This is a genomic window from Altererythrobacter ishigakiensis, assembly GCF_001663155.1.
Taxonomy (GTDB): Bacteria; Pseudomonadota; Alphaproteobacteria; order Sphingomonadales; family Sphingomonadaceae; genus Erythrobacter; species Erythrobacter ishigakiensis.
The window spans coordinates 1044559-1058724 of record NZ_CP015963.1 but is presented as its reverse complement, the minus strand read 5'-3'; the positions used below and the strand labels follow the sequence as shown (position 1 = coordinate 1058724).

13 protein-coding genes are annotated in these 14166 nt (G+C 55.6%); 2 read left to right on the top strand and 11 right to left on the bottom strand.

All coding sequences use genetic code 11. From position 1 onward, the window contains the following. Positions 1 to 7 precede the first annotated feature (7 nt). The 4 genes from A6F69_RS04940 to A6F69_RS04925 form a co-directional block, all read right to left on the bottom strand. The gene (locus A6F69_RS04940; RefSeq protein WP_218916042.1) at positions 8 to 1756 is read right to left on the bottom strand and encodes a caspase family protein; all 1749 of its coding nucleotides are present in this window, start codon (positions 1754 to 1756) and stop codon (positions 8 to 10) included. A 91-nt stretch (positions 1757 to 1847) separates the two neighbouring features. Then, on the bottom strand, positions 1848 to 2843 hold the full coding sequence (locus tag A6F69_RS04935) for a serine protease (protein ID WP_067598134.1): 996 nt from the start codon (positions 2841 to 2843) through the stop codon (positions 1848 to 1850). Continuing rightward, positions 2843 to 4789 (bottom strand): caspase family protein, encoded by a 1947-nt coding sequence (locus A6F69_RS04930; protein ID WP_170245184.1) that lies wholly within the window; start codon positions 4787 to 4789, stop codon positions 2843 to 2845. The genes A6F69_RS04935 and A6F69_RS04930 overlap by 1 nt, the downstream gene beginning before the upstream one ends. 86 nt (positions 4790 to 4875) lie before the next feature. Further along, complete coding sequence (locus tag A6F69_RS04925) at positions 4876 to 5742, bottom strand: hypothetical protein (protein ID WP_067598129.1); 867 nt, start codon at positions 5740 to 5742, stop codon at positions 4876 to 4878. Positions 5743 to 6041: 299 nt separating this feature from the next. Between A6F69_RS04925 and A6F69_RS04920 the strand changes: the two genes are divergently transcribed. Further along, the gene (locus A6F69_RS04920) at positions 6042 to 7940 is read left to right on the top strand and encodes a TIR domain-containing protein (RefSeq protein WP_067598126.1); all 1899 of its coding nucleotides are present in this window, start codon (positions 6042 to 6044) and stop codon (positions 7938 to 7940) included. A 365-nt stretch (positions 7941 to 8305) separates the two neighbouring features. Beyond that, on the top strand, positions 8306 to 8824 hold the full coding sequence (locus tag A6F69_RS04915; protein WP_083984695.1) for a c-type cytochrome: 519 nt from the start codon (positions 8306 to 8308) through the stop codon (positions 8822 to 8824). Between the two features lie 77 nt (positions 8825 to 8901). Here A6F69_RS04915 and hemA read toward each other — a convergent pair whose 3' ends face one another. Genes hemA through puhA form a run of 7 tightly spaced genes read right to left on the bottom strand, consistent with a single transcriptional unit; the run spans position 8902 to position 14161 of the window. Next, positions 8902 to 10122, bottom strand: coding sequence for a 5-aminolevulinate synthase (gene hemA / locus A6F69_RS04910; RefSeq protein ID WP_067598123.1), 1221 nt, complete (start codon positions 10120 to 10122; stop codon positions 8902 to 8904). 3 nt (positions 10123 to 10125) lie between these two features. Then, on the bottom strand, positions 10126 to 10914 hold the full coding sequence (gene puhE / locus A6F69_RS04905) for a putative photosynthetic complex assembly protein PuhE (protein WP_067598120.1): 789 nt from the start codon (positions 10912 to 10914) through the stop codon (positions 10126 to 10128). Beyond that, positions 10908 to 11996 (bottom strand): magnesium-protoporphyrin IX monomethyl ester (oxidative) cyclase, encoded by a 1089-nt coding sequence (gene acsF, locus A6F69_RS04900; RefSeq protein WP_067598117.1) that lies wholly within the window; start codon positions 11994 to 11996, stop codon positions 10908 to 10910. The genes puhE and acsF overlap by 7 nt, the downstream gene beginning before the upstream one ends. Then, a complete protein-coding gene (locus A6F69_RS04895; RefSeq protein WP_067598114.1) occupies positions 11993 to 12280 on the bottom strand; it encodes a hypothetical protein in 288 nt (95 codons plus the stop codon). Before A6F69_RS04895 ends, acsF begins: the two co-directional genes overlap by 4 nt. Further along, positions 12277 to 12786: a photosynthetic complex assembly protein PuhC gene (puhC, locus tag A6F69_RS04890; protein WP_067598111.1), complete on the bottom strand. Its 510-nt coding sequence runs from the start codon at positions 12784 to 12786 to the stop codon at positions 12277 to 12279. The genes A6F69_RS04895 and puhC overlap by 4 nt, the downstream gene beginning before the upstream one ends. Continuing rightward, positions 12786 to 13394, bottom strand: a complete 609-nt coding sequence (gene puhB / locus A6F69_RS04885; protein WP_083984694.1) for a photosynthetic complex putative assembly protein PuhB — start codon at positions 13392 to 13394, stop codon at positions 12786 to 12788. The genes puhC and puhB overlap by 1 nt, the downstream gene beginning before the upstream one ends. Next, positions 13391 to 14161 carry a photosynthetic reaction center subunit H gene (gene puhA, locus A6F69_RS04880; RefSeq protein ID WP_067598106.1) on the bottom strand — a complete coding sequence of 257 codons (771 nt, stop codon included), beginning with the start codon at positions 14159 to 14161 and terminating at the stop codon, positions 13391 to 13393. Before puhA ends, puhB begins: the two co-directional genes overlap by 4 nt. Between the last annotated feature and the right edge of the window lie 5 nt (positions 14162 to 14166).

Here is a 14166-nt window from a genome sequence, read left to right as displayed (position 1 = left end):
GAACCGATCAGCTACTACGCGAGCAAGGCGTCTCAAAGCCAACATCGCCGAGTTCCATCTGCATAGTCAGCAATTGCGCGCATAGGCCGGCTGGCAAGTCGGGGCTGGAAATGGCCTGCCTCATCCAGTGCTTTGCCAATCGTGGAGATGGTTCTGAAACCCACCCCTCATGGTTTGCGCGGGCAAGATAGGCCTGCGCATCCGCATACCCGGCCTCTGCCGCGTTTTCGCAAAGCGGTAAGGCGATGTCATAATTAGTTTTCTGAACATTGAAGACGCATAACCAATGATCTGCATCGACATCGCCGTCTTGGCGCAACGCTTCTAGGCTGCCAATCCATTTGGCCTGGTTCTCCGCGCCATCAGCAAGAGCAAGAGCATAGAATGCATATGGATACTTGCTCTCGGTCGCTTGCTTGAGCTGTTCCAGACCCGCGAGGTAGTTCTCTGGCGATTGTTCAACAAGAACACCAGCCATCAAGACCCGCGCATAGTGGGCTCGCGCCTTGGCGAAGTCCCTGCCTGCAGCCGATTCATACAGACTGACTGCGCGTTGCCGATCTGCTGCGTTCTTGCCGTTGTGATGGAGGAAGTAGGCTAGTTCAAGCTCACCATAGGGTGTCTCGTACGCAGCCGCCTTTTCCAGTGTGGCGCGGGCTTTTTCCAGATCGCGCGGCACCCCGATGCCAAATTCCTGCATATAGCCCAAGAAATAGGTGGCAACTGGATCGTTATTGTCCGCCAACCACTGAATTTCCTCGACTGTATGTTCAGCCAGAACCCGCAAGATCAGGATATTCTCGTCAGTTCTCGCCATTTCCTCAAGCGTGACGTTCAATCCTTCCGTCTGCTCAAGATCGATATTGCGGTTTCGGGCATCGTTTTCGCTCAGATAGACCCGGGGGGGGAGCGAGTTGTAAGTATAGGGCGCCTGAGGCGGCGAAAACACTTTGGTCCGGTCATACACACCTTGCCGGATTGCGTTGAAAGTGCTGCTGACTTCGATCTTGGGAAGGCCAATAAAACGAGAAACCTCCAGCGCAAACGGACTGAGATGGGTTGGCGGAGGTGCGGCGTCATAGGCAGGAACTCCGCGCCCAGTGGAAAAGAGAACCGCAACATTGGCTCCGGGAGGAAAGTCGTAGTCATTAACTCCTGCCGAAGCGGGCTGAATAGGCTGGCCTCCACCCAGAGTTGTGGCTCGCGTCATAACAATCGGTGTTGGTGCGCTGCGGGATGTGGGCTGGAAATCCTCTACCCCTTGACCAGGACCCACGAAGTCGCTGCCTGTCCGGCAAGCATCAAGAATGAAAAGCATTGTGCCTGCATGCGAGAGGCGCGAAGCAAGCTTTTCAAAGTCGACGAATTCTTCTTCTAGTTCGTGCTCACCGACCTTTATTGGCGCATCGATCGGGACCAGAAAGTTTCGCCGATCATATTCAAATCCATGACCGGCAAAATAGAAAATAACCACTTCGGCATCGGCACTTTCGGCACTAAATCGATCCAGCGCTTCAGACATCTCTGCCTTTGTCCCGTTCGATACCACAGTGACTGTAAAGTCGATGGCCTCTAACGCTTCCCCAACAACCTCAACATCATTCACAGGATTCGGAAGGGCGCTCCAACTGTATCCATCAGGGTGCTGCTCATAGTTGGAGTTGCCTATGAGCAGCGCCATTTTTTCCTGCGCGGTCACAGCGGTCGGTAACAGTGCAAAAAGCAAACTTGCGGCAACAAAAATCTTGCCGAGCATCCGAAGCATCATCTTCAGTATCCCCAATTTTCCAAGCTTGAAGCGCCTACGTTCTACAGTCTCGGACCGGCTCCCGCTTCCTGTTGACGGATCACTGCCCCTGAGGTGCAGTTTGCTGTTCCTGGCGCATGGTTTCCATGATCCAAGGGTAATATGACGCTACGCGAGTGTAGACCCCCGGGCTGTTAGGACGTGCACAGCCGCGGCCCCAGCTGACTACGCCAACAAGCTTTGGATTTCCTCTCACACCTGAGACAAGCGGCCCTCCGCTGTCGCCCTGGCATGAGTCGACGATGTCGCCTTGGCTATCAGGCTGCAGTTGCCCGGCGCACAACATGCTCGACGCAATACGGCCATTGTAGACGCTAGGTGCGTTGCAATCCGCGTTCGAAATCAGCGGCACTTCTGCCATCATCAGTTTTGCAGAAATTCTTCCGCCTTCTCTGGTCCGGCCGAAGCCACTGATGGTCACTCTCTCCGGATAGACAGTTCTGTTGCCTTCGTCTGCTTCGGTTGCCAGTGAAATGGTTTTTTCCCCCATCGCCCGATTGCTACGTTCTGCGGCTGAGCGCGGCACGGCAGTGCCCGGTACGATCTTGATCAGCGCAATATCATGCATGTTGCCATTGTAGCTATATTGCGGGTGAGGAATGGCTTTTTCGACTTCGTAGACGACGCCGCCGTCCAGGAGTGAATTCGTCCCATGCATTACCCAGAATTGTGGCGAGCGCTTGTCCTGAGGGGTGATGCAATGTGCTGCGGTAATAACCCATTCGTCGCTGACCTTTGTTCCACCGCAGTAATGACCGAATGCCGCTGAAAAAAGTGAGACTTGCCAGGTCAACAGACCAGGAGGCGCTTCAATACCGTTCACGATTCTAGTTGCGATCTGTCCCTCTTCCGCACGCGGATCAGACCAAACCTCGCTCGCTTCTGTCGCCTCTTCATCTGATTGACGGTCATCAGCCATCGAGACCTCTTCATCTTGATGATGATCGGCCAGCGCGACAGTCGGCATCATCATAGCTGCAGCGAGCACCGCGCCTGAGAATGCATGATAGCCCGTCCGTAGTTTCAATTGCCCCATCAATTCTCTCCTTCGATAACATAACTAATTGCCCGCACTGACCAGATACCCCCAGGCGCGTTTGTTGCAGCAGACCGGGTGCCACGCGCTGCGTTCTGGAGCATTCTGTCAAGCGGATCGGTAATATTGCGCGCAATGAGATCCGTCGCATTGAGATTGTACAGCCCCGGCAAGGGCCGATCCGCAATAACCAGCAGCATATGCTCGCGCCCGTCGCCGCTAATGCTCGCAGGCCCGTAATTCCAGCAGGCACCAGGGGGAAGCTTGTCCTCTTCGGCATTCTGGCCAGTCGTTCCAACCAGGGCGATACCGTAATTTGCCGTCAGATTGATCAGATGCGGATACAAGCTGCCGCCCCCCCGATGCGAGAGTGTGAAGTAAAACTGCGAACGCTCAGGGTCACCCACAATGAACTTAGGCTCTCCATCTTCATACTGAATTTCGGGAACTGGGTTGCCGCCATAGCAATCGGTGCTGCTAATCCTGAAATCGATATCAATCTTGTTACCCGCCCCAATCAAACCCAGCACCTGACGATAGCGGGAGATTTGGGTCAAAACGTCCTTCAATTGACCGGTGTCAGAAACGTCAAAAGCAGTAATCGTTGTATCGTCTTCCCATCGCGCGACCTCGAGCAGGCCGTCTGCGCGCCTCCGAAGAAGCAGATCAGGGGCCTTTTCAACCAGCTCTACAAACTGCAGGCCCCTCAAGGTGGAAATTGCGGGCTCCGGCAATTGTGTTCCGGTGGCAGGTAGAGCAACTTTCAGTAGATCGGTCTGACCGGCTCCGCGCGCAGTTTCGCGCCAGACCAGCATGCCCGGAACTGCGCTGGCCGACGAAGCAATATCCACCTGCAAATCGGAATAAGACGGGTAAGTCGCTGACACGACGGCTTCGGCAAGGGGCTGTTTGTTGTCGCTACGTGCATCTCCGCCACTAGCGTATCCGGCAAATCGCGAACCAACTGTGACGCCTGCCAAGGTTCCAGCCTGCAGAGACCATGAACCATCTTCATCGCGAGACCCGTCCAGAAGTCGAATCGGGTCCCAGGCACCGAGAAACTGCTGATCAAGGTCGCCTTCGCCCCTGATGTCCAACATTACCCGCCCGTTGCCATCAGAACGAAGCCACTTGCGCAGATTGAAGCGGACGGCATCAAGCAGATCACGATATGTCGCATTGGCAGACAGTTCATCGAGCGCGTTCGTGAGCGCTTCGGTAAAATCTCCGCGCCAGCGGCCATCTACGTATCTTTCTAGCGCCTCGGCTCCATCAGGCGCAGCAGCCAGGTGCACACTGTAACCTTGTGCGACAGGCGCACCGGCAGAGCGCGCCATTGCCGCTACCGTCTTTACATTGGGCTCAATCGGGTTTTCCACGCGCAAGGCAGGCGCGCCGCGATTACGTATCATGGTGCTGTCGAATGTAGGGTCCCGTGTTGCAGTGCCTGAATTGCAGCTGTCGAAGATTGTAACCACGTTGATTCCACGCGCGCGCGCTGAATCGATCAAGATGCGCAGTTCATTGTCCAGGATGTCGCCTGCTGCGCTCATTGGAAGACCCGGATCGCGCGCATCCCATGGCACAATAGTGCTGCTGTAACCGCTCAGCTGCTGGCCCGAAAGGTCATAGACCTGCGCGCCGTGCCCACTGTAGTAGAACAGGATGAAGTCCCCTGGTTCTGCATCGGTGGCCAGCGTGTTGAAGGTGGATATAATTCCTTCGCGGCTTGCCTGTTCGTCAAGAAGCACTTTCGACTGGGCAAGGGTAATACGGGATTCAAACGCAGAGGTGATTGCCGCTATATCAGCGGGCGCGCCTGCAAGGTCTTCAAAAACCGGCCTTGGCCCGCCCTCTTCCCGTTTTTCGCCGTGCTTGTAATCAGCTATGCCCACAAACATTGCATGAATGCGTGGTTCTGACGAAGCGGCTGCTGGCGCCTGCAAGTAAAGCACGCAGGCAAGCACCGATATGACTTGCCCAACCTTTTTCGCGAGAGCACGGAACCGAGATCGCATGCAGACCAGACCCACTAGTTCGGCTCCTTAGCCTCCAGCATTCGCAGGTCGTCATCGCTCGGTGCGACAAAATCAAAGAACCTGTCGTCGGTTCCGGTCCGGTCATCCGTACCGGTCCGAAGGTCGGCCGTATCGGAGTCAGAGATGGACAGTAAGCTCACGATCGCAAACTTCGGAAGAATCTGATCTTCCTGCAATTCGAAGGCACCGTCCGAACTGTAGGAGAACGAAAAGTCTGCAGAGTCTTCCTTTATGATTGTGACATCGGCCCCAATCCCGAATGACTTCGCTGACCGCAATGTCTCGCGTCCGTAGACAAGCCCTCTGACGAAAACCACGCTGTCATCCGGAATATATGCAAAGGTTTCCTGACACTCGCGATTGGCCAGCGCGCGTCGCACCTCTCCTTTGGACAGCACGATTTGAGAGATATCTTCGATCTGGAAGATGCTCTCTTTCTCCATTGAAATGCCGGCATCAAGCGAGCTCTCACCCCCAGAAATGGCCGATTGCCAAATGCTGGGCAGGCCGAGGCCGACATCAAGCGTATTGTTGCTTTGCCACCTCGGCATACCGCCCCAGGTTTCAGGAGCGGGCAATTCATCTTCCGGGATCACGCAATCGCGTGATTCAAGGTCCAGACTGTTGTTTACTGAAATGAGTGAGCCGACCGGATAGGCCGGTCCGTTCAAGGCGACCAAACGATAAGAGTTGGTACCAGAGCTGCCGCCAATCGATTCTTGAAGGGCATTCGCGAAATCATTCTTGGCTTCGAAATAGCTTTCAAGCCTTTCGGTCGAATCTTCAATTCCGCGGGTCACACTCATACCGCAGCCCGCCAACGCCAGCGAAGCTACTGCTGCACCCAAATATTTTGTCATTCCCAGCCCCAAGCCAAAATTAAGCGTCCCCGCTAACGAGTGTACTTTTCGAAAATGGTTTTGCAAGGCCAGTCGAGCGATTTGCCGCTGGCAAATCAGACCGTTAACCTCAAGAGCTTGAGAAGCCGCGAATGAAACTCGCGTCGACAGTCACTAAAAACTTTGTGTCCGGCACAAGAGCATACCTTTGCCTTTTGCTGCTCCAAGCCAACGATGAGTCTACGTTTTGCGTAAAAGGTTGATCAGCCTTTCAACTCAATCTGATTGCAGTTACATCTTGCCCGGATGCAGGAGATGAAATGCCGCAGATCTTCATAAGCTATGCGCGCTCGGCCGAGGCTGAAGTACGGACTGTTGTCGGCTGGCTGGAAGGTGCGGGTTATGATGTCTGGTGGGATCGTCATCTACTGGCCAACAGGTCGTTTTCTGACGCAATCGAAGAGCAACTTGACGCTTCGGATATGGTGCTGGTCCTTTGGTCAAAGGACGCTGCTGCGTCGGAATGGGTCAGAGCGGAAGCCGACTTTGCACGTCATAACAAGAAGCTCGTGCAAGCGAGCATTGATGGGACGTTGCCGCCCCTTCCGTTCAACCAATTCCACTGCGAGCAAATCCGGATCTCCAGAAATGGTGACAATTCCGAAGGCTGGAAAAAACTGCTCGACGCATTTGCGCATCGTGGGGCTGAAGCTCCCTATCAGAGCCGTTCGATCCCAACCCAGCGCATTTCGCGCAGAAGTGCGCTCGCCATGGGCGGGGTTGGAAGCTTGGTCATCGCAGCGGGCGGCTACGCGATGTGGTCTTCAGGACTGATCGGCGGGACCGGGGAAAGCAAGAGGCTGGCGGTTATGCCGTTCCGCGTGATCGGCGACGGGGCTGCACAAAGCCGTTTGGCCGAAGGGTTCGCGATTGAAATCAGGTCAATCCTGGCACGCAATCCGCTATTACATGTCGCGGCCAGGGTTTCATCGGATGCCTTTCGCGACCAAACAGCGACAGCGGGCGAGATTTGCGAGAAACTGAACGTCGACTATCTTCTTAATGGCGATATCGGCGTCTCGGGAGGCAGACTTGTAGGAAGCGCTGAACTGGCCGAGGGTGCGGCCGAGCGAATTGTCCGGCCCTTTGATATCGACGCTCCTTTAGACAGCCTTCTTACAATTCAGCAATCGATCGCATCGCAAATCATTGAGCGATTGTCAGGCGCGAAGAATGCCGGCATTTCCAAGACAGAAACGGGTGGGACGACAAACGTCGCGGCTTATGATGCTTTTCTGCGTGGGCGAGAACTTTACGAAGCAGGCACAAGCGAAGCGACAGACCGCGCCGCACTCGCAGAATTCGAAAATGCAATCAGGCTTGATCCCGAGTATGCAGCTGCATTCGCAATGCGCGGCCGTACCTTGGGCTTGATCGGCAATCTCTATGGCAGTCCGGATGATCACGATACAGTGTTCAATCAAGCGATTACGTCAGCGCAGCGTGCGATAGAAATCGCTCCCCGGTTTGCCGATGGTTATGCGGTGTTGGGTTTTATCCGATTCAACCGCCAACTGGACGTGAAAGCTGCAAAGGAACCTTACCAACGCGCGTTCGAACTGGGCACCGGTGACGCGGATATTCTCAGCAGATATGCCAACTTCTGTGGCAGATGCGGGCAGTTTGCTTTGGCTCGAGAAGCAATCAACGCCGCGATCAGCCTTGATCCTTTGAACGCCCGCGTGTTCCGCTTTCTCGGCAACATCGAATACGGCTCTGGTAATTATGAAGCTGCAATCCGCAGTTACGAGAACGCGCAAGCACTTCAAAATCCGCTATCCAGCTTTCATTATCTTGTCGGATTATCGCATTTGGCGATGGGTGATCTTGGAAAAGCAAAGAGAAACTTCGAGGCGGAAGATTTCTTTGTTTGGAACAAGACGGGCCTTGCGGTGGTCGAGGCGAAACTAGGTAATGAGTCGGTAGCGAGAGCGCACCTGGCCGAGCTAAAGGACCGACAGAAAGACAAGAGCAATTATCAGTATCTGCAAATACACGCGCAACTTGGCGAGAGGGAGGCGGCCCTCGCTGCAATGAATGAGGCGTGGCGCGTTCGTGATGCGGGGCTGACGCAAATCAACAACGATCCGCTGCTCGACCCTCTACGGGATCATCCGGAGTTCAACCGCCTGTTGAGCCAAATTGGCTTTGCTGACTAGTTTCACGGGAGTTGCCGTGGATGAGCCCGGAGATCACCATAGCGTCTTGCAGCATTGCCGGGTGTAGCTCACCGAGCTTAAATTCCGGTTTGATCGACTTTGCGGCGACTCTGAGAGATAAAACTCTTGAAGGCAAACCATCAGCAATGTCGCTGAGCCAGATCAGGATGCATCAAAAGGGGGTAGAATATCGCTTGGTATCAATGCCTTATACGAAATTCCAAATGCCCTTCCCCCACGCTTACCGACCCCGGCTTTCAACTCGCAAGTTATCTGCTTAAATTTCTTCCCATCGGGCACAAAACCTGAGTACACGCGTTGCAGCGTTGTATCCGGGTTACCTCCGGCGAACTGGAAAGGGGATTATGATGAAGAAATTTCACCTTGGTCTGGCAGCTAGCGCATCTGCGCTTCTCCTAGTCGCGTGCGGTGGCGGTGCCACCGATGACGCATCAGAACCGGCAGCAGAAACCGAAGCACCGGCAGAAACCACCACTGAAGCAGCAGCTGAAGAAGAAGCGCCAGCTGCTCCTGCAGCTGACGATGTGGCAACCGTTGACGGCACTACGTTGGCAGATTTTACCGGCGACGCAGCGGCTGGTGAGAAGGTTTTCATTCAGTGTCAGGCCTGTCACGTGCTTGATGAAGGCGTGAACCGTGTCGGCCCATCGCTCGCGGGTATTGTTGGTCGCACCGCTGGCTCTGTTGAAGGTTTTAACTACACCGATGCGAACGCGAACAGCGGCATCACCTGGACCCCTGAAAAGATGTTCCAGTATCTGGAAAACCCGCAGCGGGTGATTCCGGGTACGCGAATGGCATTTGCGGGTCTGAAGGATGGACAGGACCGCGCAGACATTATTGCATATCTGCAAGCGAACTAAGTTCAGCACCAATCGAAAGAAAAGGGCGCGTTCCACATGGGAGCGCGCCCTTTCTCTTTGCATGATTGAGTTGCGTATCAGGCGGCGATTGAGCCCCGTGCCAACTCGCACTGAGACCAGATATCGCTCAATGCATGGATCAGGCGGTCGATGTCACCATCGTTATGCACTGGCGACGGGGTGAGCCGCAGCCGTTCGGTTCCAACTGGCACTGTCGGATAGTTGATCGGCTGTACATAGATGCCATGGTTGTCCATCAGCCAATCGCTGATCATTTTGCACTTCTTGGCGTCGCCAACCATAACCGGAATTATGTGACTGGGATTGGGCAAGTGCGGGATTCCCAGCATGTCGAGCTTGCGCCGCACCGTTTCAACCCGCTCACGCTGTTGTTCACGTTCTTCATCGCTGTTTTTCAGGTGGCGGATGCTTGCCGCCGCACCCGCAGCAACCGCAGGTGGCAACGCTGTGCTGAAGATGAAACCGCTTGCGAAGCTGCGTACGAAATCAACCAGATCTGCTGACGCAGCAATATAGCCGCCCATCACGCCAAAAGCCTTACCCAGCGTACCTTCAATGACAGTGATCCGGTCCATCAAACCTTCACGTTCAGCGACACCCCCGCCGCGCGGACCATAAAGGCCTACTGCATGAACTTCATCGATGTAGCTCATCGCGCCATGCTTTTCGCACACATCAAGGATTTCCGCGATCGGCGCGATATCACCGTCCATTGAATAGACGCTTTCGAATGCAACCAGCTTGGGCACGTCCGGTCCGAAGTCAGACAGCTTGCGATCCAGATCCTCCACATCGTTGTGGTTCCATATCTTGTAGGGCGCACGGCTATGGCGAATTCCTTCGATCATCGAAGCATGATTCAGAGCGTCCGAGAACACCACGCAGCCGGGAATCTTGGATGCCAGCGTGCCCAGCCCTGCCCAGTTCGAAACATAGCCCGAAGTGAACAGCAGGGCGCTTTCCTTGCCGTGCAGATCGGCAAGCTCGCGCTCTAATTCAACATGGTAATGGTTGGTGCCTGAGATATTACGGGTGCCGCCAGCGCCAGCGCCACATTCATCAATCACACTGTGCATCGCCTCGAGCACGACCGGATGCTGCCCCATGCCCAGATAATCGTTCGAGCACCAAACAGTTACAGCCTGGGTTTCATCTTCGATAAAGCGTGTTGCATGCGGGAAAGACCCACGGTGCCGCTTGATATCGGTAAAGACGCGATAACGCCCGTCTTCGCGAATCTCGTCAAGCTGCTCCTTGAAAAAGGCATCGAAATCCATGGCTTAACTTTCCTCTTCCAGCGTAATTCTATTGGGCAATGCCCAGCCCCACAGCGCGCCATCGCGAAATGGCAGCGCAAGAAACAGATGTTCGATCGCGCCCAACGCTGCGAGTGCGAAGAGCAGGCTTGCACCCACTGCTTCGGCGCTGCCAGCGGGCGCTTCCATCGCGCGCGAACCGGTCCAAATGGCAAAGGCGCAAATCGCCGCAACTGAAACGATCAGCGCTGGCCGCAGCCGCCTTGGGCCATAATACGATTTAAGATAGGCCAAGTGTGCCGGCAAAATATCGGTGGCCGAGTTGGGCACTCCGGCAAAGATATTGAGCTTGGCAGACAGGCGCAGCGCATAAAGCAGAACAAATGTCATCGCGCCAATCTGATTGGGCGCAAACCACGTCAGCGTGATCAGCATGAGGGCGGACAGTACCAACGCAATTTCATGATGGATCACCGTGGCGCTTGCTTCCGTGAAACGTTGCCACCCGGTAATGCCTGGCGAGATTTCCTCTCGGCGGGGGCCGGTTGCAGCCCCGGTCAGGAATGCAATCTCTTGCCATGACCACACCAACAACGCTCCCAAGAACGCCAGATATACCGCCCAAACTTGAGCATATTGCATCGCGACCAGTATTGCGACTAAGCCAGCCAGACCCGCTGCACCTGATAACAACAGGCTCCGCGGGAATGTAGCGCGCTGGCGGTTATCGAGCCAAGCTATCAGCCCGGTTGCAAGAAACCAGACCGCCACGGTTACGATCACCGGCAGGATATGACCCTGCCAGCTTACCATGCAGGTTGCAGCCGGATTGTTGCAGGCAGCGTATTGCGCTTTGTCCGATGGAAATACATGCGCGCAAAGTTAAAGCCCGCCCCTGCCATGCCGCTCAGACGTTTGGCAAAGCCGCTGATACCACCTTGTGCCTTACCTTCCTCGATCCGCAGCGCAGCCTGACGTAACGCTTCCATACTGGCCCGGAACTTCGGGCTGTCGATGTCGAGCTCGACCGGATAGACCTGGCGGCAAATCTGATTGCAGATCGAGAAGACCTTGTAGTCATACTCGGTCGGATCGACACCCAAAGCCTTGTGGAACACAGGGCGGCTATGATCGCGCACATACATCGTGGCGTAGACCGAAAGCAGGAAGAACCGGATCCAAAGCTTGTTGTGACCTTTCAGTAGCTTGGGGTCGGCCCGCATGAGCATCGCAAAAGCTTCACCATGGCGAAACTCGTCATTGCACCATTCCTCGAACCAATCGAAGATTGGGTGGAACTTATTCTCGGGATGCGCAGCAAGGTGACGATAAATCGCGATGTAGCGCGAATATCCGATCTTCTCTGAAAGATAGACCGCGTACCAGATGAACTTCGGTTTGAAGTAAGTGTACTTCTTGGTTTTGGTGAGAAAGCCCAGATCAACCCCGATCCCAGCATCCTTCAGGCTCTCATTGATAAAGCCGGCATGGCGGCTCTCATCCCGAGCGAGCAACTTAAACAGCTGCTTCACATCCGGGTTTTTCGTCCGGCGCGCAATTTCGGCATAGAGCACGCAACCGGAAAATTCGGAGGTCATCGAACTGACGAGAAAATCGGTAAATTCCGCACGCAGCTCAGGCTCAAGTCCTTCAATGATGCCGGCGAAGTCGTTCTTGTGGCGAAAGTGTGTCTTGTTGGGATCGCCAACCATGTCCGCGATCAGCTGGTCCCACTCTTCGCGCACCGGCGACACATCAATTGCATCAAGCGCATCGAAGTCAGTGGTGTAGAAGCGCGGCGTCAGCACAGTGTCCTTTGTCGCGAGGGCCATTGCTTCCTCGCTGGTCATCATCCCGTCAGTGTGGGCAGGGTTGATTTTTGCAGGCGCGTTCATTTGATCCTCCCTGGGTTGAAGCTGACCTCGTAAAGTTCCTTGAGGTCGAAATAGGCCGCGAGGCGCGTCAGCGCGCGTTCCAGCGGCAGGGCTCTGGTCACGGTTGCGGTACGATGAAACACCTCGCGCCGACCGAAGGGTATGGAGATGGGATCACCATGCACGAGAACCTTGTCGCCCGGCTCCATTTCGATGCCGTCGGCAAGTTCAACGTGCGCGTGAAAATGGTCTTCGGACTGCTCGACGGCAATCTCGCATGGAACATCAAATTTTCTGCGCGTCATTTGGCGCCTCCCTGCTGCAAAAGGGTCATGAAAACTGCGCGGTTATCCGCCCCGAACCCGCCGAGTTCGATCTGGCGATCCGTGGCGCTGTCGCGCAAGGACAGCGATCCATCCTGCCAAAGCGTGAGTTCGAAGTATGGTTGCGATCCGATGCCGGCCATACGCCGCTCGCGCGCCATCCCGCGCATGACGCCGCGAATGAAACCGCCGCTTTGCGTGTCCTGTTCGACCAGCAAGATCAACTCGCCAGTATCCGCATCACTCACCCGTACATTGCCGCTTTCTGTGTCGGCAAAACGCAGCGCGCGCGTTTGAGCCGGAGCAATCGCTGCTTCACTACGCGCGGCGCTGGGCACAGCTTCGCGGTCCATAAAGCCAAACGTGACAGCAGCCGTCAGCAGCAAAGAGAGCACCACCAGCGCACCTGCCATGGCCAGCGCCGGGCGCGGCACTGTATTCTCATGGCTATGCGCGTGAAGCGGCGGCGGGGTGAAGGTCTGACTCATCAGACGGCAGCTCCTCCGATATGACCAGGCAATGCATCTGCTGCCGTGTGTTCGGTCGGCATCAAAGCTGCACAAGCATCAGCCAGAATTGTCGCAGCCTCCGTTGCGTCTGGAAGGGCGCGCATCATAGGTTCGGGTTTCGACAGACGAAGTGGGCGCGCATGCGGCCACAGCATCAGATAACCAAGTCCATGACGCTCCGTCATGCTTAGTGCAATATCGCCATGCTCCCCGCCAAGCGGACGAAGATTGGCCGAGCCGATCAGTGGCAATGGCAAGTTGATACATTTGTTGAGCGCGATACCAACTCGCAACACGACGCGGCGGTTGGTAATGGTGTAGACTGTTGTCTTGCCGACCAGAGCCGCAAACCCCGCGAGTAGACCGTAAGTCACAAAACCCGCGACCACGCTCGCAATCGCACCACCGAAACCACCATTGGCGACAGACCACAGCGCCAACAGCGCAAAATAGCCTGCGATCCATCGGCCAAAGAGCGCGCTGCGGACAAAGACGCGCCAGTCAGGTGCGCCCTGCCACAGGATCCGCTCACCTTCGGGCAATTCACCCGGAAGCCCGCGGATCGGCTCTGCATCGTATTCCATCATATGATTGGCTCCTGCCTCGCCTCATTGGCGTAGAGGTAACCGCCGCCGAAATAGCCGCAGATTTTGTCTTCCTCGAGCCGGGTGACCTGGCCCGGATTGGCCAGCTTGGGTGCATTGGCGTAGTCCGCCGCATTGATCGCATCGATTTCGACATTGTCTTTGTGGACCACCGCCATGGTGATCGGAGCCAGAATGCTGCCTGATCCCGTATCGATTTCGAGATACCGCGCGATACTTTCCGCCCGGTCGACCCAAAGGTCGGTAACGGTGCCGGCTTCCTTGCCGTCCGCAGCGATCACCTTCATGCCAATTGGGTCACGGCTGAACATGAATGTTGCGACGGAGAAATGATCGTCGCTCTTCATCGGAACAATCCGCAATGCCCCATCTGCAAACTGGTCAGGAAAATCCGAACGTTCAGCATAGGCGGCTGGGCCAATACCATCGACCAGCGGGTTACCAGTCGGGATCAATCCGGCGCCGGCATGCGGTTCGAAACGCTTGGCAGCGATGTCAACTGGTTCGCGGCCCTTGGTAGGCGCAGTCACACTGCCCTTGCCGAACGGCAGTTTGAACGTCTTCGTCGGCGCCGTGTGCAGCGGGCCGCCCTCTGAGTGAACAAGGCCGGTCAGCTCGTCTTCGAGCGGGTAGCCCTCTCGTCGATCTTCGCGCCTTAGCCAAAACACCAATGCTACAAAAAAGAGGAAAAACAGAGCGAGCGCCAATTCCGCCGCATCGATCGTTCCTACAATATTGCCGTCAGTCATCACAA